Raw genomic sequence first — 19,983 nt, 5'->3', positions numbered from 1 at the left:
GTTGCACGACCGACGCCCGCGTGGCGCTCAGGCGTTCGGCAGGTCCAGCCCCCACCGCGCCAACGCCCGGTCGTCGCTCACCCGTGCGTCGACCCAGCGGGCACCATCGGGCGTCGACTCCTTCTTCCAGAACGGCGCCTGGGTCTTGAGGTAGTCCATCAGGAACTCGCAGGCCTCGAAGCTCTGGCCCCGGTGGGCCGAGACCACCGCCACCATCATGATCTGGTCCGTCGGCTGCAGCGGGCCGACCCGGTGCACCACCCGTGCGCCGAGGATGTCGAAGCGCCGATGCGCCTCGTCGATCATGGCCTCGATGGACGATTCGGTCATGCCGGGATAGTGCTCCAGCTCCATGGCCGCCACAGTGGCGCCCTCGCTGTGGTCGCGCACGGTGCCGATGAAGGCGCACACGGCGCCGACGCCGGCATTGCCCGCACGCAGCAGGGCCACCTCGGTGGTCAGGTCGAAGTCCTCGGTCTGGATGCGAACACGCGATGGGGCAGTCATCCGCCCATTCTGCCGCGCCCGATGTCCCCGGCCGCTGTGGCTGGCCCCGGGCGGGCGCGGGCGGGCCCAGGGTCGCTACACTCGCGCCCCATGGCCACCCGCTTCCTGCACACGCTCTCCGCCCGGCATCGCGCCCAGGCGGTCGGCATGCAGCCGGCGGCTGCGGCCAAAGCCAAGAAAGTCCAGCTCATCTGACCGGAGCTGCGGCTGCCGTCGTCGGATGAGCGACACGGCAGCCTCCGGGCGGCAGCAGCCGCCCTTGCGTTTCCCCTGTTGCCTGCATCCGCCGACGGCCTCGTCGTCGGTCGAAGCCTGTTGTTCAAGGAAAACGCGTGTCCTCTTTCTCCCCCCGCCTCTCCACCGATCCGGCATCGGACGCCGTCGGCGCATCGCCCCATGTTTCGCCGAGCCGCGACTTCTCCGGCCTCTGGGTGCCGCTCGTCACGCCCTTCCGTGACGGGGCCGTGGACCATGCGGCCCTGGCAGCGCTGGCCCTGCGCCTGGCCGCCGAGCCGATCGCCGGCTTCGTGGTCTGCGGCTCCACCGGCGAAGCCGCGTCCCTGGGCGATGCGGAGCAGCAGGCCGTGCTGGCCACTGTTGCCGACGTGGCACCCGGCGTGCGTCGGGTGCTCGGCATCTCCGGCTACCACCTGGGCGACACCGCCCAGCGGCTGCGCGCACTCGTCGGTGCAGACCTGGCCGGCGTGCTGCTGCCCGCACCGCTGTACATCCGCCCTTCGCAGGCCGGCCTGCTCGACTGGTTCCAGCAGCTGGCCGATGCCAGCCCGGTGCCGGTGCTCGTCTACGACATCCCATATCGCACGGGCAGCACGCTGGCCCGCGAGACGCTGCTGGCCCTGGCCACCCACCCGCGCATCGTCGGCGTGAAGGACTGCGGGGGCGACTTCAGCAAGACCCGCGCCCTGATCGCCGACGGCCGGCTGCAGGTGCTGGCGGGCGAGGACGCCCAGATCTTCCCCACCGTCGCCGAAGGCGGCTGCGGCGCCATCGCAGCCTGCGCCCATGTGCAGACGGCACGGCTGGCCCGCGTCATCACGCTGCTGCGCCAGGGCCGGCTGCTGGAGGCCCGGGCGCTGTGGCAGCCGCTGCTGCCGCTGATCGAGGGGCTGTTCGAGGCACCCAACCCGGCGCCGATCAAGGCGGTGCTGAGCGGCCGTGCCGAGATGGCCGGTGAGTTGCGCGCACCGATGACCAGCGCCGGTGGGGCGTTGACGGCGCGCCTGCTGGCGTTGGATGCGGCGCTGTCCAGCGGCGGCTGAGGTCGATCAGCATCATCGGGACACAGCATCGCCGGGCCGACGACGCAGAGGACCGCGGCAGACGCCCAGGGGCCGTTCCCCGACCCTAGCCGCCTGTCACGGGCGGAAAGAAGGCGACCTCGGCGCCGTCGCGCAGCGCGGCGTCGTCCTTGGCCATCACCTGGTCCAGCGCCAGCCGCACGGCGCGGCCGCGGGCCAGCGCGGCGGCATGCGGCCCACCCCGTGCGATGAGTTCGTCGCGCAGGGCGCCGAGCGTCTCGGCCTGTGTAATGACAGCTTCTTCGCCGGTGCCCAGGGCCTCGCGGATCGAAGCGAAATAGCGGACGCGGATCGTCTTCGTCATGCCAGCCAGGCGCCGAAGGGGATGAAGCGCACAGTGTCGCCCGCGGCGATGGCCTGGCCGCCCGGGTTGTCGATCACGCCGTCGCCCCAGACGGTCGACGTCAGCACGCCCGAGCTCTGGTTGGCGAAGAGGTCGAGCCGCCCGTCTGCACCGATGCGCGCGCGCAGGAACTCGCGCCGCCGGTCGGGCCGCGGCCAGTCGAAGCCCGCCGTCATCTGCACCGCGGCCGGCACGGCCTGGGTGGCGCCCAGCAGCGCCATCAGGAAGGGCCGCACCAGCAGCAGGAAGGTCATGAAGCTGGAGACCGGATTGCCCGGCAGTCCGCAGACATGGCATCGCTCGATGCCGCCCTCTTCGAGCGCCGGCCGCGCGATGGTGCCGTACGCGAACGGCTTGCCCGGCTTGATGGCCAGCGCCCAGTGCTCCAGCGTGCCGAGCGACTGCACGGCGGCCTTCACATGGTCTTCCTCCCCCACCGACACGCCGCCGGTGGTGATGATCAGGTCGTTCTGCGAGGCCGCAGCGCGCAGGCCGTCGATGGTGGCCTCCAGCCGGTCGGGCACCAGCCCGAGGTCCTGCACCTCACACCCCATGCGCAGCAGCAGCGCGCGCAGGAAGAAGCGGTTGGAGTTGTAGATGGCGCCGGGCGGCATGGCCTCGGGCGCGATGGTGCCGGGCATGACCAGCTCATCGCCGGTGGAAAGCATCGCCACGCGCGGCCGGCGGCGCACCGGCAGGCTGGCGAAACCGATGCTGGCGGCCAGGCCCAGGGCCTGCGGCGTGAGGCGCTGGCCGGCGGCGAGCACCACGCTGCCGCGCTCGACATCCTCGCCGGCGCGGCGGATCCATTGCCCGGCCTGCGGCACGGTCGTCACGCGCACCCGGCCCAGGCTGCCGTCGTCGGGCAGGGCCTCGGCGTCTTCCTGCATGACCACGGCATCGGCACCGGGCGGGATGGGCGCGCCGGTGAAGATGCGCGCCGCCGTGCCGGCCGCCAGCGGCTCGCCGGTGCTGCCGGCCGGGATGCGCTGCGCCACGCGCAGCACCGTGCCCGGCGCGGCGCAGTCGGCGGTGCGCACGGCATAGCCGTCCATGGCGCTGTTGTCCGCCGGCGGCACGGTGAGCGCCGCGACCAGGTCACGCGCCAGCACGCGGCCATCGGCGTCGAAGGTGTTGCAGTCCTCGATGCCCGCCAGCGGCTGCGCCTGGGCCATCAGCCGGGCCAGGGCGTCGTCCAGGGGCATCAGCGGGCGGCGCGCAGCGGGCGCCGGGGCAGCGGTTGCGTCAGACATGGTGCTCGGGGTGGTAGACGAAGCGTTCGCCGCTCTGCAGCAGCCACTGCGCCACACCCGCGGCATCGTCCAGGTCGAAGACTGGCAGGTCGGTGGGCTGGGGCAGGTTCTCGGTCGTGTCGGTGGCGATGGCGCAGACGGAATCGTCCAGCGGATAGAGCGCCGGGCGCGGTTCCTGGCCCGGCTCGATGCGGCGCATGACCTCGACCTTGTGCAGGTCGCAGTGCTTGAAGCCTTCGACCAGCACCCAGTCCACGCCGTCCCACAGTTCGGCCAGCAGGTGGTGCACGTCGGGCTCCGTCGGCTGCTCGAATTCGCGCATCAGCGCCATGCGCCGGTCGGAGGCGACCACCACCTCGAAGGCGCCCGCCTGGCGATGGCGCCAGCTGTCCTTGCCGGGATGGTCGATGTCGAACTTGTGGTGGGCATGCTTGATGACCGAGACGCGCCGGCCCTGCCCGCGCAGCTCGGCGATCACCCGCTCGACCAGGGTGGTCTTGCCCGCCCCGGAGTAGCCGGCAAAGACCACGACCTTCATGCGGCGCAGTGCTCGGCGATGTAGCGCTTGACCTGCTCGGCATCGGCCGGCAGCCGCACCACGCGCTTGGGCAGCGACTCGATGCCCTCGAACCTGGCCGGCCGATCGGGCTCGCGGCCCAGGGCCTCGACGATGGTGGCGGCGAACTTGATCGGCAGGGCGGTCTCCAGCACCACCATCGGAACGCCCGGTTCGATGTGCTCGCGCGCCACCTTCAGGCCGTCGGCCGTGTGGGTGTCGATGAGCACGGCGAAGCGCTCGTCGGTGTCGCGGATGGTGGCCAGGCGGTCGGCATGCGTGCTGCGGCCCGAGCGGAAGCCAAAGCGGCCCGCCGCATCGGCGAAGACCGGGTCGGCGCTCAGGTCGAAGCGGCCCTCGCGCGCCAGCGCGTCCTGGAACAGCGCCTTGGTGCGCGCACCGTCGCGGCCCAGCAGGTCGAAGACGAAGCGCTCGAAGTTGCTGGCCTTGCTGATGTCCATGGACGGGCTGGAGGTCTCGTGCGTGTCGGCCGCGCCGCGCACGCGGTAGACGCCGGTGCGGAAGAACTCGTCGAGCACGTCGTTCTCGTTGGTCGCCACGACCAGCTTGCGGATCGGCAGGCCCATCATGCGTGCCACGTGGCCGGCGCAGACGTTGCCGAAGTTGCCGGAAGGCACGGTGAAGCTCACCTCGCCGCCCTGCGGTCCCGTGGCCTCGATCCAGCCTTTGAAGTAGTAGACGACCTGGGCCAGCAGCCGCGCCCAGTTGATCGAGTTGACAGTGCCGATGCGGTATTGGCGCTTGAAGACCAGGTCGTTGCTCACCGCCTTGACGATGTCCTGGCAATCGTCGAACACGCCGGTGATGGCGATGTTGTGGATGTTGGCGTCCTGCAGGCTGAACATCTGCGCCTGCTGGAAGGGGCTCATGCGGCCGTCGGGCGAGGTCATGAAGACGCACACGCCCTTCTTGCCTTTCATGGCGTACTCGGCCGCGCTGCCGGTGTCGCCGCTGGTCGCGCCCAGGATGTTCAGCTGCTCGCCGCGGCGGCCCAGTTCGTACTCGAACAGATTGCCTAGCAGTTGCATCGCCATGTCCTTGAAGGCGAGCGTGGGGCCGTTGGACAGCCCTTCAAGGTAGACGCCGTCTTCCAGTTCGCGCAGCGGCGTGATGTCGGCCGTGCCGAAGACCTCTTCGGTATACGTCTTCGCGCACAGGGTGCGCAGGTCGTCGGCCGGGATGTCGTCGATGTAGAGCGACAGGATCTCGAAGGCCAGTTCGTGGTAGGCCAGCGTGCGCCAGCGCGCCAGCATGGTGGCATCGACCTGCGGATAGCGCTCGGGCAGGTACAGGCCGCCGTCGGGGGCCAGGCCTTCGAGCAGGATCTCGCAGAACTTGCGGGGCGTCGGGTCCCCGCGGGTGGAGAGGTAGTTCATCGCGGCGTCTTCAGCGCAGTTCTTCCTTGCGCAGACGCACCACCGGCGCGAGCACCGTGGGCAGCGCCTGCAGTTCGGCGATCACGCTGTCCACCGCGCCTTCGCGCGCGTCGTGCGTGAGGATGATCAGGTCGGTGTCGGTGGAGCCTTCGCCGCCCACATCCTCGGCCTCGCGCTGCAGCACGGCGTCGATGCTGATGCCGGCGGTGGCCAACAGGCCCGTCACCTTGGCGAGCACGCCGGCCTGGTCGGCGACGCGCAGGCGCAGGTAGTAGCTGCTGGTGACCTCGCTCATGGGCAGCACGGGCAGGTCGCTCATCGACTGCGGATGGAAGGCGAGGTACGGCACGCGGTGCTGCACGTCGGCCGAATGCAGGCGGGTGATGTCCACCAGGTCGGCGATCACGGCGCTGGCCGTGGGCTCGCTGCCCGCGCCCTTGCCGTAGTACAGCGTGGTGCCGACGGCGTCGCCGTGCACGACCACGGCGTTCATCGCGCCCTCCACATTGGCCAGCAGGCGCTTGGTCGGCACCAGCGTGGGGTGCACGCGCAGCTCGATGCCCTTGGCCGTGCGGCGCGTCACGCCCAGCAGCTTGATGCGGTAGCCCAGTTGCTCGGCGTACTTGATGTCCTGCGCGGCCAGCTGCGTGATGCCTTCAACATAGGCCTTGTCGAACTGCACAGGCACGCCGAAGGCGATCGCACTCATCAGCGTGAGCTTGTGGGCGGCGTCCACGCCTTCGATGTCGAAGGTGGGGTCGGCCTCGGCATAGCCCAGGCGCTGCGCTTCTTTCAGCACGGTGCCGAAGTCCAGGCCCTTGTCCCGCATCTCCGACAGGATGAAGTTGGTGGTGCCGTTGATGATGCCGGCGATCCACTCGATGCGGTTGGCCGTCAGGCCCTCGCGCAGCGCCTTGATGATCGGGATGCCGCCGGCCACCGCGGCCTCGAAGGCCACCATCACGCCGCGCTGATGGGCGGCTGCGAAGATTTCGGTGCCATGCACGGCCAGCAGCGCCTTGTTGGCCGTGACCACATGCTTGCCAGCCGCGATGGCTTCGAGCACCAGCGCCTTGGCGATGCCGTAGCCGCCGATCAGCTCGATCACGATGTCGATCTCGGGATTGGCGATCACCTCGCGGGCATCGCCCACCACCTTCACTCCCTCGCCCACCACGCGACGGGCGCGCTCGGTGTCGAGGTCGGCCACCATGGCGATCTCGATGCCGCGGCCCGCGCGGCGGCGGATCTCTTCCTGGTTGCGGCGCAGCACTTCGAAGGTGCCGCTGCCCACGGTGCCGATGCCGAGCAGGCCGACCTGGATGGGTTTCATGGATTCAGTCGTCATAGCGGATCACTCGTCAGTCAATCGGGATGCTCGGGAATCAGGCGTGGCGCTGGCGGTAGCGCGCAAGGAAGCGTTCGATGCGGGCGATGGCCTCTCGCAGGTCGTCCTCGTGCGGCAGGAAGACGATGCGGAAGTGCTGCTGGTCGGGGAAGTTGAAGCCGGTGCCCTGCACCAGCATCACGCGGGTTTCCTTGAGCAGTTCGAGGAAGAACTGCCGGTCGTCCGCGATGGGATAGACCTTGGGGTCGAGCCGCGGGAACATGTACAGCGCCGCCTGCGGCTTGACGCAGCTCACGCCGGGGATCGAGGTGATCAGGTCATAGGCTAGGTCGCGCTGGCGGCGCAGCCGGCCACCGGGGCCGACCAGCTCGTTGATGCTTTGATAGCCGCCCAGCGCCGTCTGGATGGCCCACTGGCCCGGCACGTTGGAGCACAGCTTCATGTTGGCCAGCATGTTCAGGCCTTCGATGTAGTCGCTGGCGGCGCGCTTGTCGCCGGACACCACCATCCAGCCCGCGCGGTAACCGCAGGAGCGGTAGCTCTTGGACAGCGAGTTGAAGGTCAGCGTCAGCACGTCGGTGGACAGGCTGCCCAGCGCCGTGTGCTTGACGCCGTCGTACAGCACCTTGTCGTAGACCTCGTCGGCCAGCAGCACCAGCTCGTGCTCGCGGGCGATCTCGACCAGGCCCTTGAGCAACGCGTCGCTGTAGACGACACCCGTCGGGTTGTTGGGGTTGATGACCACGATGCCCTTGGTGCGCGGCGTGATCTTGGCGCGGATGTCGTCCAGGTCGGGCATCCACTGGTTGGCCTCGTCGCACAGGTAGTGGACCGGCTTGCCCCCCGACAGGCTGGTGACCGCCGTCCACAGCGGATAGTCGGGCGCGGGCAGCAGCAGTTCGTCGCCGTCGTCCAGTAGCGCGTTGGTGGCCATCGCGATCAGCTCGCTGGCGCCATTGCCCAGGTAGATGTCCTCGAGCGTGACGCCCGCGATGCCCTGCTGCTGGGTGTAGTGCATCACCGCCTTGCGTGCGGCGAAGATGCCCTTGCTGTCGGAATAGCCCGCCGACGCCGGCAGGTGGCGGATCATGTCCTGCTGCACCTCTTCGGGCGCATCGAAGCCGAAGGGCGCAAGGTTGCCGATGTTCAGCTTGATGATCTTCTGGCCCTCTTCCTCCATCTGCTTGGCCGCGTCCATGATGGGACCGCGGATGTCGTACAGCACATGGGCCAGCTTGGCCGATTTCTTGATCGCTTTCAAAGTCCCTCCGAGGGGCCCGCCAAAAGGGGAAACCTACAATTGGAACACAGATGAAAGCCCCCTCCCGATGAAGCTCCAGCCCGACAAACACGACGTCCAGACCGTCACCGCGACGGGGCCTGGATGGGTGGCCATCAATGGTCAGCGGGTGGATGCGAGCGTGGTCGTCGGCTCGCGCGACGAGCGTTTCGACTGGCCCTGCGACCGGTTCGAGGCGCTGACGCCCTCGCACTTCGCACAGCTGGCCGAGTTGAAGGCGGAGGTGGTGATCTTCGGCAGCGGGGAGCGGATCCGTTTTCCCAAGCCTGCATGGCTTGCCCCGCTGATCGCGGCGGGCACCGGGGTGGAGACCATGGACACCGCCGCCGCCTGCCGCACCTACAACATCCTGGCCGGCGAAGGACGCCATGTGGTCGCCGCCCTCCTTTTGGAAGCACGGACGGCTATCCGCTGATTGGCAATCGGGATAAAATCTGCGGTTGCAGACCGGACCGCGTTCCCTCGAAGAATTTGCACATGCTTGCGTCGTGGAACGCAACCTCGTTGCATCAAGGGATCCCGGTTTCGCGTCATTTCTCGGGAACCCAGAGCGGAGATTACAAGTTTCATGGCGATCGTTGTCAACAAACCCATTCCCGAATTCGATGCCAGCGCCACCGGCGGAATCAAGGTCTCGAACACGTCCCACCTCGGCCAGACCGTCGTGCTGTACTTCTACCCCAAGGACAACACGCCCGGCTGCACCACCGAGGCCATGCAGTTCCGCGACCACTACAAGGATTTCGTGAAGGCCGGCGCGGTGGTCTTCGGGGTGTCGCGCGACAACATGAAGTCCCATGACGAGTTCAAGGCCAAGCTCGAGCTGCCCTTCGAACTGATCGCCGACACCGAAGAAAAGATGTGCCACATGTTCGGCGTGGTCAAGAACAAGATCATGTATGGCAAGAAGGTCAAGGGCATCGAGCGCAGCACCTTCCTGATCGGCCCCGACGGCGTGCTCAAGGCCGAATGGCGCGGACTCAAGGTGCCCGGCCATGTGGACGAGGTCCTCAAGGAAGTCAAGGCGCTCAAGAAGGCCGCCTGACGCCCTGGTGGCGGTCATCGCCAAGCGGCGCCGTCCGTCACGAGAGGGAGCCCGGTCGGTGTGCATAATGGCCCCATGCCGTTGAGCCCGACGACAGCATCCCCCGAAAGAAGCCGCCCTGGTCTCCAGGCGGCTTTTTCGTTTTTCGGCCCCTGCGCCTTTGCGCGCGACTTTTCAGCGAGCCTGTTCCTCCATGCCCCTGCCCCCCGCCCCGACCAAGCGTGCAGCCCTGCTTTCGCCGGAAGCGCTCGACGCACCGGCGCGCGCCGCCCCCAAGGCGCGCCGTACTTCGGCTGAACGGCAGACGGACGCGCGGAAAGAATCCCCCACGCTGTTCGACGACCGCCAGTTGCCCGATGCAGGCGGCGCCTCGCCAGCCGTGGCGCTCGCGCCCGTCGCGGCGCCGATCACGGCTCGCCTGGCGGAGCCGGTCGTCGCCCCGCTGCCCCCGGCACCCCTGGCCAGCCGTGCCGCCGAGGAGCCGGCCCAGGATCGCCGCAAGCGCAGCGTGAAAAAGACCGGCCCCAAGCGCCTGTTCGTGCTCGACACCAACGTGCTGCTGCACGACCCGACCTGTCTGTTCCGCTTCGAGGAGCACGACATCTACCTGCCGATGATCGTGCTGGAGGAACTGGACGGCCACAAGAAAGGCACGACCGAAGTCGCGCGCAATGGCCGCCAGGCCAGCCGCACGCTCGACGCCCTGGCCGCCGCGCAGGGCGCCGACATGAGCGAGGGGCTCAAGCTCGACACCACCGGCCACAAGGAAGCGGGTGGCCGGCTGTTCTTCCAGACCCAGCCGCTCGATTACCAGTTGCCCACCAGCCTGCCCCAGGGCAAGGCGGACAACCAGATCCTGGGTGTGGTGCAGGCCCTGCGCGCGCTGCACGAGAAGAACAAGGGCGCGGACCGGCGCGAGGTGGTGCTGGTGTCCAAGGACATCAACATGCGCGTCAAGGCGCGCGCCCTGGGCCTGGCCGCCGACGACTACCAGAACGACAAGGCGCTCGAGGACGGCGACCTGCTGTATTCGGGCTCGCTCGCGCTGCCGGCCGACTTCTGGACGCGCCAGAGCAAGGCGGTGGAAAGCTGGCAGTCGGGCAGCAGCACCTTCTACCGCATCACGGGGCCGCTGGTGCCCAGCCTCTACATCAACCAGTTCGTCTACTTCGAAGCCCCCGGCGAGCCGAGCATGTACGCCCGTGTGACCGAGGTGCGCGACAAGACGGCGGTGCTCAAGACGCTGAAGGACTACAGCTCGGGCAAGAACGCCGTCTGGGGCGTGACCACGCGCAACCGCGAACAGAACTTCGCCATGAACCTGCTCATGGACCCGGACATCGACTTCGTCACCCTGACCGGCACCGCTGGCACGGGCAAGACGCTGATGGCCCTGGCCTCGGGCCTGACGCAGGTGCTCGACGACAGGCGCTACACCGAGATCATCATGACCCGCGCCACCGTGAGCGTGGGCGAGGACATCGGCTTCCTGCCCGGTACCGAGGAGGAGAAGATGGGCCCCTGGATGGGCGCCCTGGACGACAACCTGGAGTTCCTGGCCAAGGGCGACAACGGCGGCGCCGGCGAATGGGGCCGTGCGGCCACCAATGAACTGATCCGCTCCAAGATCAAGATCAAGAGCATGAACTTCATGCGCGGCCGCACCTTCCTCAACAAGTACGTGATCATCGACGAGGCGCAGAACCTGACGCCCAAGCAGATGAAGACGCTGATCACCCGCGCCGGCCCGGGCACCAAGATCATCTGCATGGGCAACCTCGCGCAGATCGACACGCCCTACCTGACCGAAGGCTCCTCGGGCCTCACCTTCGCGGTCGACCGCTTCAAGGGCTGGCCGCACAGCGGCCACATCACGCTGGCGCGCGGCGAGCGCTCGCGGCTGGCCGACTTCGCCAGCGACGTGCTCTGACGCTCGTCCATCGACGGCCGCATCGTCGTCACTGCCCGCGCCGCCGCCAGGCCGCGCGGGCTTTTTCCTGGGCGCTCGCCGGCCGAACGCGTACCACCGCCGGCCTCCTGACAACACGCTGTCAGGAGCCTCGGCGCAGCATCACGCTCCTGTTCATCACCACCGAAAGGAGCTTTCCATGCGCAACGCCAACACCTGGTTCGAGATCCCCGTCACCGACCTTGCTGCTGCCCAGCGCTTCTACGAACGCATGCTCGACCGCGCGATGCGCGGCACCGAGGACATGGGCGGCGGCACCATGGCCGTGTTCGCCCACGACAAGCCCGGCGCGGGCGGCTGCCTGGTGCGCCGCGAGGGGCATCGTCCGGCCGAAGGCGGCACCGTCGTCTACCTCGACTGCGAGCCAGGCGTGCAAGGCGCGCTCGACCGCGCCATGCAAGCCGGCGGCCAGGTCGTCACGCCGCGCACGCTCATCGCCCCCGGCATCGGCTATTTCGCCCTGGTGCGCGATCCCGAGGGCAATGTGGTCGGTCTGCATGCCCTGGACTGACGCCGTGCCGCCCCCACCCTTCGGCCTGCTCATGCCGCCGTGCAGCGCGTCCGCCCGGCCGGCCCGCCACTGGATCGCCGTGGCCAGCGCCGAACATGCCCGCCTGGGCCGCGATCACCGGCCCGCCGGCTTCATGCAGGTCTGCCATGGCCGCGGCGCGCCGCTGCGGCGCCTGGCGGCGGGCGACTGCGTGGCCTACTACGCGCCCTCCGAGCGCTTCGGCGCGCGTGACCGGCTGCAGGCCTTCGTCTCGGTGGGCACGGTGGCGCCGTCGGCCCCCTACCAGGCCGACATGGGCGGTGGCTTCGTGCCCTGGCGGCGCGACGTGCACTATGCCGAGGCCTGCGAGGTGCCCATCGCCGGCTTGGTGGACCAGCTGGACTTCACCCGAGACCGCCGCGGATGGGGCTATAAGCTGCGCTTCGGCCTGTTCGAAATCGGCGCGGACGACATGCGACGTATCGCCGCCGCCATGCAGGCCCGCCTTCCCATCGCCGATCCCACCTGATCCGTTTGCCCCATGCGCCGTGCCGACCGCCTGTTCCAGATCGTCCAGCTGATCCGCGGCCGTCGGCTGACCACCGCCGCCTTCCTGGCCGGGCGGCTGGAGGTGTCGGAGCGCACCGTCTACCGCGACATCGCCGACCTGCAGCGCCAAGGTGTGCCACTCGAGGGCGAAGCGGGCATCGGCTACCGGCTGGGCCAGGGTTTCGATCTGCCGCCGCTGATGTTCACGCAGGATGAGGCCCGGGCGCTGGTGGCTGCGGCACGGCTGGCGCAAAGCTGGGTCGATCCGGCGCTGGGCGACAACATCGACAGTGCGTTGGGCAAGATCCTGTCGGTGCTGCCGCCAACGGCGCGGGCGGCCGCCGAATCGCTCGCGCTGTACGCGCCTGCCATTGCCCTGGACGACGTGACCCGGATCCACCTGCGCACCCTGCGCGAGGCGGCGCAGGCGCGCCGCAAGCTCTGGCTCGACTATCGCGACGAGGGCGGCAAGCCCAGCGAGCGCCAGGTGCGTCCGCTGGGCTGCTTCTATTGGGGCAAGGTCTGGACGCTGGCCGCCTGGTGCGAGCTGAGGCAGGACTTCCGCGCCTTCCGCATGGACCGGATCAGCGATGCGCGGATGCTGGAGGAAGGCTTCAGGGACGAGCCCGGTCGCACACTGGCCGACCTGCGCCGCCGGATCGAAGCCAACTGCGCGGACGACCGCAGCATCTGAGCGGCCGACCGGCGACGTTCAAGAAATAGAGCGTGCCGATTGCCACGACGGCGCGCCGCATATGCAGCATCGGGAGCGCCTCCAGCCACGCCGGCCTCGCGACGTGCGCATTCACCAGCGAGTCGGCGGTCGCTCCTACTCAGAAGTCATCGCCCCCGAAGCCGCCTGCCAGGTTCTCGAACTTGGTCAACGGCTTCAGGAAGGCCAGCTTCACCGTGCCGGTCGGGCCGTTCCGCTGCTTGGCGATGATCACTTCGGCGACGCCGGGCTCCTTGGAGTCCTTGTTGTAGTAGTCGTCGCGGTAGATGAACATGATCACGTCCGCATCCTGCTCGATGGCGCCCGATTCGCGCAGGTCGCTCATCATCGGACGCTTGTCAGTGCGGCTTTCCACGCCGCGCGACAACTGCGACAACGCGATCACCGGGCACTTGAGTTCCTTGGCCAGCATCTTGAGGCCACGCGAGATCTCGCCCACGGCCGTCGCGCGGTTCTCGTCGGCCATGCCGCCCGACACGCTCATCAGCTGCAGGTAGTCGACCACGATCAGGCCCAGTTGGCCGCACTGGCGCGCGAGGCGTCGCGCATTGGCACGCAACTCGCTCGTGGACAGGCCCGGGGTCTCATCGATGTGCAGCGAGATGTTACGCAGCTTCTCGATGGCCTCGGTCAGGCGCGGCCATTCCTCGTCGGTCAGCTTGCCTGTGCGCAGGTGCCCCTGGTCGATGCGGCCGATGGAGCCCACGATACGGATGGCCAGCTGAGCGGCACCCATTTCCATCGAGAACACCGCCACCGGCAGGCCCTCGTTGAGCGCCACGTGCTCGGCGATGTTGATGGCCAGCGAGGTCTTGCCCATGGACGGGCGCGCTGCCAGCACGATCATGTCGCCAGCCTGCATGCCCGAGGTCATGCGGTCGAAGTCGTAGAAGCCGGTCGGCACCCCAGTGATGTCGTTGGGGTTGTCGGCCATCTCGGTCACGCGATCCAGCAGCTCGACCACCAGCGAGTCCATGCTGTGGAAGCCCTGCTTGTTGCGCGAGCCCTCTTCGCCGATGTTGAAGATCTTCTGCTCGGCCTCGTCCAGGATCTTGTCGACGGCCTTGCCCTGCGGATTGAAGGCGGCGGTGGAGATCTCGTCGGCGGCGGAGATCAGCTTTCGCAGCACTGCCCGCTCGCGCACGATCTCGGCGTAGCGGCGGATGTTGCTCGCGCTGGGCACGAATTGGGCCAGCGAGTTGAGGTAGGCCAAGCCGCCCGTTTCCTCGGACTGCCCGAGGTTCTGCAGGTGCTCGTGCACCGTGATCACGTCCGCCGGCTTGTTGCCGTTGATCAGCTGGCCGACGGCGCCAAAGATCAGCTTGTGCTCGTGACGGTAGAAGTCGCCATCGGTGAGCAGGTCGCCCACGCGGTCCCAGGCGCTGTTGTCGAGCAGCAGGCCGCCCAGCACGCTGGATTCGGCTTCCACCGAGTTCGGCGGCACGCGCAGCTGCGCCACCTGGCGGTCACCGGAAGGATCGTTGGGAGCAAAGGGAGAAAAGACAGCGGACATGGCGTGCAGTGCAGGCGGCGATGCTAGGCCGCCATGGCAGCCGAGTCACGGGATAAGTCTGGGGACAACCCGTGGGCTTCCGGTGCGCAGGCCGGGACAACTGGCCGGTGCGCCAATGAGAAGGCCGCCCGGAGGCGGCCTTGGGATGTGAAGGCGGGCGGAAATCCGCCGGCCGTTCGCAGGGGGATCAGGCGGTTTCGCCGTAGACCGTGACGGTGATCTCGACGACCACGTCCGTGTGCAGGGCCACGCTCACCGTGGTGTCGCCAACGGTCTTGATCGGGCCGTTGGGCAGGCGGACCTGCGACTTGGCCACGTCGTAGCCGGACTTCTTCAGTTCGTCGGCGATGTCGTGGTTGGTCACCGAGCCGAACAGGCGGCCATCGACGCCGGCCTTCTGGGTCAGCTTGACGGTGGAGCCAGACAGCTTCTCACCTTGGGACTGGGCTTCAGCCAGCTTGGCGGCGGCAGCCTTTTCCAGCTCGACACGCTTGGCTTCGAACTCGGCCTTGGCCGATTCGGTGGCGCGGCGGGCACGGCCGGTGGGGATCAGGAAGTTGCGGGCGTAACCGTCCTTGACCTTGACGATGTCGCCAAGCGCACCGAGGTTGACGATCTTGTCCAGAAGAATGACTTGCATGGGATGTACTCCTTCCGGCTCAGACGCGGTGCTGGTCGCTGTACGGCAGCATCGCGAGGAAGCGGGCGCGCTTGATCGCGGTGTTCAGCTGACGCTGGTAGATGGCGCGGGTGCCGGTCAGGCGGGCGGGGACGATCTTGCCGTTCTCGCCAACGAAGTCGCGCAGGGTGTCGATGTCCTTGTAGTCGATCTCTTCGACACCGGCGACGGTGAAGCGGCAGAAACGCTTGCGCTTGAACAGCAGCGACTGGGTGTTGCGCTTCGGACGCTTGTCCTTGTTGAATTTCTTGAACGTGGCCATGGAGGGACCTCTGTCGAAAATTAATCTTGCTGAAAATCCGTGACGTGGAGCACCGGGTGCTTGCCGTTGCGGGGGTTGGCCAGGAAACCCTGGAACCGCCACTGGCTGCCCAGCGCCTGCCGCGCGAGCCGCTCGGCCACTGCGCCAAAGGCCACTGCCTTGAGTGCCGCCTTCACCTGCCGGGTCTGTCCGGCTTCGTCCTGGGTCGACTCATGGTCGAGCCGCAGGTCGATGGCCGGGAGCCCGGCCGGGGTGAAACGCAAGGCGGCGATCTCTTCGATGCAGGCCGTCAGGAGCAGATGGTTGGCCGCCGCGGGCGCAGCCACATCAGTTGCTGCTGTTGTTGGCGGCGTACTCGGCCTGCTGGGCCTTGCGGGCTTCCTCGCGCTCGACGGTCTTCATCATCGAGGAGGGGCCGGTGTCGGCCTTCTTCTTCAGCACGGTCAGGTGGCGCAGCACGGCGTCGTTGAACTTGAAGGCATGCTCCAGTTCGGACATCACGGCCTGGTCGGCCTCGATGTTGACGCACAGGTAGTGGGCCTTGTTCAGCTTGTTGATCTGGTAGGCCAGCTGGCGGCGGCCCCAGTCTTCGACACGATGCACCTTGCCGTTGCCGGCGGCGATCATGCCCTTGTAACGCTCCAGCATGGCCGGAACCTGCTCGCTTTGATCCGGATGGATCAGCAGAATGATTTCGTAGTGACGCATGACACTCCTTGGGGGTTTGCGGACCAGGCGCGCATGCGCGAGGTCCAGAAAAGCCACCCGCCGCGTCCAGGCAGTGTGGCAAGGGAAAGCCCACGAGTATATACCGGAACAGGCCAACCTCGCCAGCTTAGTTCCAGAACCTGCAAAGACAAAGGCGGCCCGCACAGACGGGCCGCCCTTTTCAATGTGCGTCCGTCCCGGCGACATGCCGGGTCGGTCTCGCAGCGCTGAAGGCTGCGATCAGCGCTGCGCCAGTCGCTGCCAAGTCTCGATCACGCTGTCCGGGTTGAGCGAGATCGATGCGATGCCCTGGTCCGCCAGCCACAGGGCGAAGTCGGGATGGTCACTGGGGCCCTGGCCGCAGATGCCCACGTACTTGCCCTGCTTCTTGCAGGCCTCGATGGCGCGCGACAGCATGGCCTGCACCGCCGGGTCGCGTTCGTCGAAGTCCGCCGCCAGCAGTTCCAGGCCGGAATCGCGGTCCAGGCCCAGGGTGAGCTGCGTCAGGTCGTTCGAGCCGATCGAGAAGCCGTCGAAGTACTGCAGGAACTCGTCCGCCAGGATGGCGTTGCTGGGAACCTCGCACATCATGATGATCTTGAGCTCGTTCTCGCCGCGCTTGAGGCCGTGCTCGCCCAGCAGCGTGGTCACGCGCTCGGCCTGCTTCAGCGTGCGCACGAAGGGCACCATGATCTGCACGTTGGTCAGGCCCATCTCGTTGCGCACGCGCTTGAGCGCCTCGCACTCCATGGCGAAGGCCTCGCCGAACTCGGCGCTGATGTAGCGCGCCGCGCCGCGGAAGCCCAGCATGGGGTTCTCTTCCTCCGGCTCGTAGCGGCTGCCACCGATCAGCTTGCGGTACTCGTTGGACTTAAAGTCCGACAGGCGCACGATCACCGGCTTGGGCCAGAAGGCCGCCGCGATGGTGGCCACGCCCTCGGCCACCTTGTCGACGTAGAAGGCCTTGGGCGAGGCATGGCCGCGGGCCACCGATTCCACGGCCTTCTTCAGGTCGGGATCGACCTGCGGATAGTCCAGGATGGCCTTGGGATGCACGCCGATGTTGTTGTTGATGATGAATTCCAGCCGCGCCAGGCCCACGCCTTCGTTGGGCAGCTGGGCGAAGTCGAAGGCGAGCTGCGGGTTGCCCACGTTCATCATGATCTTGGTCGGGATCTTGGGCATCTCGCCGCGCTGGACCTCGGTGACCTCGGTCTCCAGCAGGCCGTCGTAGATGTGGCCGGTGTCGCCCTCAGCGCAGCTCACGGTGACCAGCGTGCCGTCCTTGAGCAGGCTGGTGGCGTCGCCGCAGCCCACAACGGCCGGAATGCCCAGTTCGCGCGCGATGATCGCCGCATGGCAGGTGCGGCCGCCGCGGTTGGTGACGATGGCGCTGGCGCGCTTCATCACCGGCTCCCAGTTGGGGTCGGTCATGTCGGTGACCAGCACGTCGCCGGCCTGCACCTTGTCCATCTCGCTGATGCTGTGCACCAGGCGCACGGGGCCGGTCCCGATCTTCTGGCCGATGGCGCGGCCTTCCGCCAGCACGGCACTCTTGCCCTTGAGCTTGAAGCGCTGCTCGACCTTGCCCTGCTGCTGGCTCTTCACCGTCTCGGGACGGGCCTGCAGGATGTAGAGCTGGCCGTCGGTGCCGTCCTTGCCCCACTCGATGTCCATCGGGCGGCCGTAGTGCTTCTCGATGACCATGGCGTACTTCGCCAGTTGCTCCACCTCGGCATCGGTCAGCGAATAGCGGTTGCGCAGTTCGGTCTTGACGTCGGTGGTCTTGACCAGCTTGCCCGAGGCCTTCTTCTCCTCGGGCGTGGCGAATTCCATCTGGATCAGCTTGGAGCCCAGGTTGCGGCGGATCACCGCGCGTTTGCCGGCTTCGAGCATCGGCTTGTGGACGTAGAACTCGTCGGGGTTGACGGCGCCCTGCACCACCGTCTCACCCAGACCGTAGCTGGAGGTGATGAAGACGACCTGGTCGAAGCCCGATTCGGTGTCGATGGTGAACATCACGCCTGCGGCACCCAGGTCGGAGCGGACCATGCGCTGTACGCCGGCCGACAGGGCCACCACGTCGTGGGCAAAGCCCTTGTGGACGCGGTAGCTGATGGCACGGTCGTTGTAGAGAGAGGCGAACACCTCCTTCATCTTGTGCAGCACGTCCTCGATGCCGACGACGTTCAGGAAGGTCTCCTGCTGGCCGGCGAAGGAAGCGTCGGGGAGATCCTCGGCAGTGGCCGAGGAACGCACCGCGAAGCTGGCTTGGTCGTTGCCCGCGCTCAGCTTGGCGAAGTGCTCGCGCACGGCCCTTTCGAGGTCGGCGGGGAAGGGCTGCGCCTCGATCCAGCCGCGGATCTCGGCGCCGGCGGCGGCCAGGGCGCGCACGTCCTCGATGTCCAGGGTGGCCAGGCGCTGGCTGATGCGCTGCGTCAGGCCTTCGTGCGCGAGGAACTCGCGGAAGGCATGGGCGGTGGTGGCGAAGCCGGTGGGCACGCGCACGCCCTCGGGCAGCTGGGAAATCATCTCGCCGAGGCTGGCGTTCTTGCCGCCAACGGCCTCGACATCGCTCATCCTCAGGTTTTCGAAGGGGACGACCAGGGCGGTCGCTTCGAACAGGGCAGACATGGGAAGACTCCGGAGTTTAAAAAGCGGTGCGTTCCATGCAGCGGGCAGCCGGGCGCGATCGTTCTTCTTGCTCTGGGTGCGCGGGGCGACTGCATGGGAAGGGATGCGGGTGAGGCGCACGGAGGGCGCGCGCCGATAATCTGCGGGATTGTAGGGGCCGGCCCGAGCCGGCGCCGCAGGACAGAAACTACAGGCCGCCCCATGCACAAGCGCACCGTTTTCTTCGTTTCGGACGGCACCGGCATCACCGCCGAGACCTTCGGCAATGCCGTGCTCAACCAGTTCGAACTCAAGGCACGCCATGTGCGCATGCCCTTCACGGACACGGTGGACAAGGCCCACCAGGCGGTGCGCCAGATCAACCACACGGCCGAGCTCGAAGGCTACCGGCCCATCGTCTTCACCACCCTGGCCAACATGGAAGTGTTGGAGGTGATCGAGACTGGCTGCAAGGGCATGCTGCTCGACCTCTTCGGCACCTTCGTGCGACCGCTGGAGATCGAGTTGGCGATGAAGTCCAACCACCGCATCGGCCGCTTCTCGGACATCAGCAAGAGCAAGGAATACCACGACCGCATCGCCGCCATCGACTTCAGCCTGCAGCACGACGATGGCCAGAGCCATGCGGACCTGGAGGCGGCGGACGTCATCCTCGTGGGCGTGAGCCGCAGCGGCAAGACGCCGACCTCGCTCTACCTGGCCATGCAGCACGGCTTGAAGGCGGCCAACTATCCGCTGATCCCCGAGGACTTCGACCGCCGGCAGTTGCCGCCGGCGCTGATCGCCTTCCGCAAGAAAATCTTCGGGCTGACCATCCAGCCCGAGCGGCTGGCCGAGATCCGCAACGAGCGGCGGCCCAATTCGCGTTACGCCAGCATCGAGAACTGCCGCTACGAGGTGAGCGAGGCCGAGGCCATGATGCGCCGGGCCGGCATCCGCTGGCTGTCGACCACCACCAAGTCCATCGAAGAGATCGCGACAACCATCCTGCAGGAGCTGCGGCCGGAGCGGCTCAACTACTGAGCCTGGCCGGCTGCAGGCGAAACGTCGGCCGCCGGCGCATCGCCCCCCAGCCGTTGCGGGCTCTTCTTCAGGTGCTGCATGAAGGCACGGAAGTGCGGCGCGAAATCCGCGAAGAGTGGATGGCCTCGGTTCTCCAGCATCACCTCGCTGAACAGCTTCAGGCCCACCGCCAGCGCGTTGGCCGTGTCGGGCGGGAATTCGCCGCGGCCGCGCATGCGCTCAGCGATGGCGAGGATGTCGTCGTGGTTGCCGGCCTCGAAGCGCAGCGGCTCGGGGTGAGTGGACGGGTTGCCGTGCGCATCGGCCAGGTGTTCGACGGTGATTCGGTAGCGGTGTTGTTTCATGGTCGGTCTCT

22 protein-coding genes are annotated in these 19,983 nt (G+C 67.7%); 8 read left to right on the top strand and 14 right to left on the bottom strand.

Features of this window, described 5'->3' with window-relative positions:
- Positions 1-27: 27 nt before the first annotated feature.
- Positions 28-507, bottom strand: coding sequence for a molybdenum cofactor biosynthesis protein MoaE (locus ABIC63_RS10045; RefSeq protein WP_354319629.1), 480 nt, complete (start codon positions 505-507; stop codon positions 28-30).
- 332 nt (positions 508-839) lie between these two features.
- Between ABIC63_RS10045 and ABIC63_RS10040 the strand changes: the two genes are divergently transcribed.
- Positions 840-1,787 (top strand): dihydrodipicolinate synthase family protein, encoded by a 948-nt coding sequence (locus ABIC63_RS10040; RefSeq protein WP_354319628.1) that lies wholly within the window; start codon positions 840-842, stop codon positions 1,785-1,787.
- An 85-nt stretch (positions 1,788-1,872) separates the two neighbouring features.
- Here ABIC63_RS10040 and moaD read toward each other — a convergent pair whose 3' ends face one another.
- Genes moaD through ABIC63_RS10010 form a run of 6 tightly spaced genes read right to left on the bottom strand, consistent with a single transcriptional unit; the run spans position 1,873 to position 7,984 of the window.
- Positions 1,873-2,130, bottom strand: coding sequence for a molybdopterin converting factor subunit 1 (gene moaD, locus ABIC63_RS10035; RefSeq protein ID WP_354319627.1), 258 nt, complete (start codon positions 2,128-2,130; stop codon positions 1,873-1,875).
- Positions 2,127-3,422 carry a molybdopterin molybdotransferase MoeA gene (locus ABIC63_RS10030; protein ID WP_354319626.1) on the bottom strand — a complete coding sequence of 432 codons (1,296 nt, stop codon included), beginning with the start codon at positions 3,420-3,422 and terminating at the stop codon, positions 2,127-2,129. The genes moaD and ABIC63_RS10030 overlap by 4 nt, the downstream gene beginning before the upstream one ends.
- Complete coding sequence (gene mobB, locus ABIC63_RS10025) at positions 3,415-3,960, bottom strand: molybdopterin-guanine dinucleotide biosynthesis protein B (protein WP_354319625.1); 546 nt, start codon at positions 3,958-3,960, stop codon at positions 3,415-3,417. Before mobB ends, ABIC63_RS10030 begins: the two co-directional genes overlap by 8 nt.
- Positions 3,957-5,375, bottom strand: a complete 1,419-nt coding sequence (thrC, locus tag ABIC63_RS10020) for a threonine synthase (RefSeq protein ID WP_354319624.1) — start codon at positions 5,373-5,375, stop codon at positions 3,957-3,959. Before thrC ends, mobB begins: the two co-directional genes overlap by 4 nt.
- A 10-nt stretch (positions 5,376-5,385) precedes the next feature.
- Positions 5,386-6,708, bottom strand: a complete 1,323-nt coding sequence (locus tag ABIC63_RS10015; protein WP_294371840.1) for a homoserine dehydrogenase — start codon at positions 6,706-6,708, stop codon at positions 5,386-5,388.
- A gap of 52 nt (positions 6,709-6,760) precedes the next feature.
- Positions 6,761-7,984 carry a pyridoxal phosphate-dependent aminotransferase gene (locus tag ABIC63_RS10010; RefSeq protein WP_017757303.1) on the bottom strand — a complete coding sequence of 408 codons (1,224 nt, stop codon included), beginning with the start codon at positions 7,982-7,984 and terminating at the stop codon, positions 6,761-6,763.
- A gap of 67 nt (positions 7,985-8,051) precedes the next feature.
- Between ABIC63_RS10010 and ABIC63_RS10005 the strand changes: the two genes are divergently transcribed.
- From ABIC63_RS10005 to ABIC63_RS09980, 6 genes are all read left to right on the top strand, one after another.
- On the top strand, positions 8,052-8,438 hold the full coding sequence (locus ABIC63_RS10005) for an Mth938-like domain-containing protein (RefSeq protein WP_354319623.1): 387 nt from the start codon (positions 8,052-8,054) through the stop codon (positions 8,436-8,438).
- A gap of 153 nt (positions 8,439-8,591) precedes the next feature.
- Positions 8,592-9,068: a peroxiredoxin gene (locus ABIC63_RS10000; protein WP_017759323.1), complete on the top strand. Its 477-nt coding sequence runs from the start codon at positions 8,592-8,594 to the stop codon at positions 9,066-9,068.
- Between the two features lie 193 nt (positions 9,069-9,261).
- Positions 9,262-10,998 (top strand): PhoH family protein, encoded by a 1,737-nt coding sequence (locus ABIC63_RS09995; protein WP_354319622.1) that lies wholly within the window; start codon positions 9,262-9,264, stop codon positions 10,996-10,998.
- Positions 10,999-11,176: 178 nt separating this feature from the next.
- Positions 11,177-11,548, top strand: a complete 372-nt coding sequence (locus tag ABIC63_RS09990; RefSeq protein WP_354319621.1) for a VOC family protein — start codon at positions 11,177-11,179, stop codon at positions 11,546-11,548.
- A 4-nt stretch (positions 11,549-11,552) separates the two neighbouring features.
- The gene (locus ABIC63_RS09985; protein ID WP_354319620.1) at positions 11,553-12,056 is read left to right on the top strand and encodes an EVE domain-containing protein; all 504 of its coding nucleotides are present in this window, start codon (positions 11,553-11,555) and stop codon (positions 12,054-12,056) included.
- 12 nt (positions 12,057-12,068) lie between these two features.
- Positions 12,069-12,770, top strand: coding sequence for a helix-turn-helix transcriptional regulator (locus ABIC63_RS09980; RefSeq protein WP_354319619.1), 702 nt, complete (start codon positions 12,069-12,071; stop codon positions 12,768-12,770).
- Positions 12,771-12,909: 139 nt separating this feature from the next.
- Here the strand turns inward: ABIC63_RS09980 and dnaB are convergent, their stop codons facing one another.
- The 6 genes from dnaB to ppsA form a co-directional block, all read right to left on the bottom strand.
- Positions 12,910-14,322: a replicative DNA helicase gene (gene dnaB, locus ABIC63_RS09975; protein ID WP_294371743.1), complete on the bottom strand. Its 1,413-nt coding sequence runs from the start codon at positions 14,320-14,322 to the stop codon at positions 12,910-12,912.
- A gap of 187 nt (positions 14,323-14,509) precedes the next feature.
- Positions 14,510-14,962, bottom strand: a complete 453-nt coding sequence (gene rplI / locus ABIC63_RS09970) for a 50S ribosomal protein L9 (RefSeq protein WP_294371745.1) — start codon at positions 14,960-14,962, stop codon at positions 14,510-14,512.
- 19 nt (positions 14,963-14,981) lie between these two features.
- Positions 14,982-15,263: a 30S ribosomal protein S18 gene (gene rpsR / locus ABIC63_RS09965; RefSeq protein WP_017757858.1), complete on the bottom strand. Its 282-nt coding sequence runs from the start codon at positions 15,261-15,263 to the stop codon at positions 14,982-14,984.
- 20 nt (positions 15,264-15,283) lie between these two features.
- Positions 15,284-15,589, bottom strand: coding sequence for a primosomal replication protein N (priB, locus tag ABIC63_RS09960; RefSeq protein WP_234197001.1), 306 nt, complete (start codon positions 15,587-15,589; stop codon positions 15,284-15,286).
- 1 nt (position 15,590) lies between these two features.
- Positions 15,591-15,971 carry a 30S ribosomal protein S6 gene (gene rpsF / locus ABIC63_RS09955; RefSeq protein ID WP_017757860.1) on the bottom strand — a complete coding sequence of 127 codons (381 nt, stop codon included), beginning with the start codon at positions 15,969-15,971 and terminating at the stop codon, positions 15,591-15,593.
- Between the two features lie 240 nt (positions 15,972-16,211).
- The gene (gene ppsA / locus ABIC63_RS09950; RefSeq protein WP_294371769.1) at positions 16,212-18,605 is read right to left on the bottom strand and encodes a phosphoenolpyruvate synthase; all 2,394 of its coding nucleotides are present in this window, start codon (positions 18,603-18,605) and stop codon (positions 16,212-16,214) included.
- 201 nt (positions 18,606-18,806) lie between these two features.
- Between ppsA and ppsR the strand changes: the two genes are divergently transcribed.
- Complete coding sequence (ppsR, locus tag ABIC63_RS09945; RefSeq protein WP_017757862.1) at positions 18,807-19,628, top strand: posphoenolpyruvate synthetase regulatory kinase/phosphorylase PpsR; 822 nt, start codon at positions 18,807-18,809, stop codon at positions 19,626-19,628.
- Here the strand turns inward: ppsR and ABIC63_RS09940 are convergent.
- Positions 19,622-19,972 carry a DUF3861 domain-containing protein gene (locus ABIC63_RS09940; RefSeq protein ID WP_294371773.1) on the bottom strand — a complete coding sequence of 117 codons (351 nt, stop codon included), beginning with the start codon at positions 19,970-19,972 and terminating at the stop codon, positions 19,622-19,624. The two genes, ppsR and ABIC63_RS09940, sit on opposite strands and share 7 nt — an antisense overlap.
- Between the last annotated feature and the right edge of the window lie 11 nt (positions 19,973-19,983).

Source organism: Pseudacidovorax sp. 1753, from assembly GCF_040544975.1.
In the GTDB taxonomy this organism is placed as follows: Bacteria; Pseudomonadota; Gammaproteobacteria; order Burkholderiales; family Burkholderiaceae_C; genus Xenophilus.
Note: the sequence above shows the minus strand (reverse complement) of the source record. Positions and strands in the feature narration are given on the sequence as shown.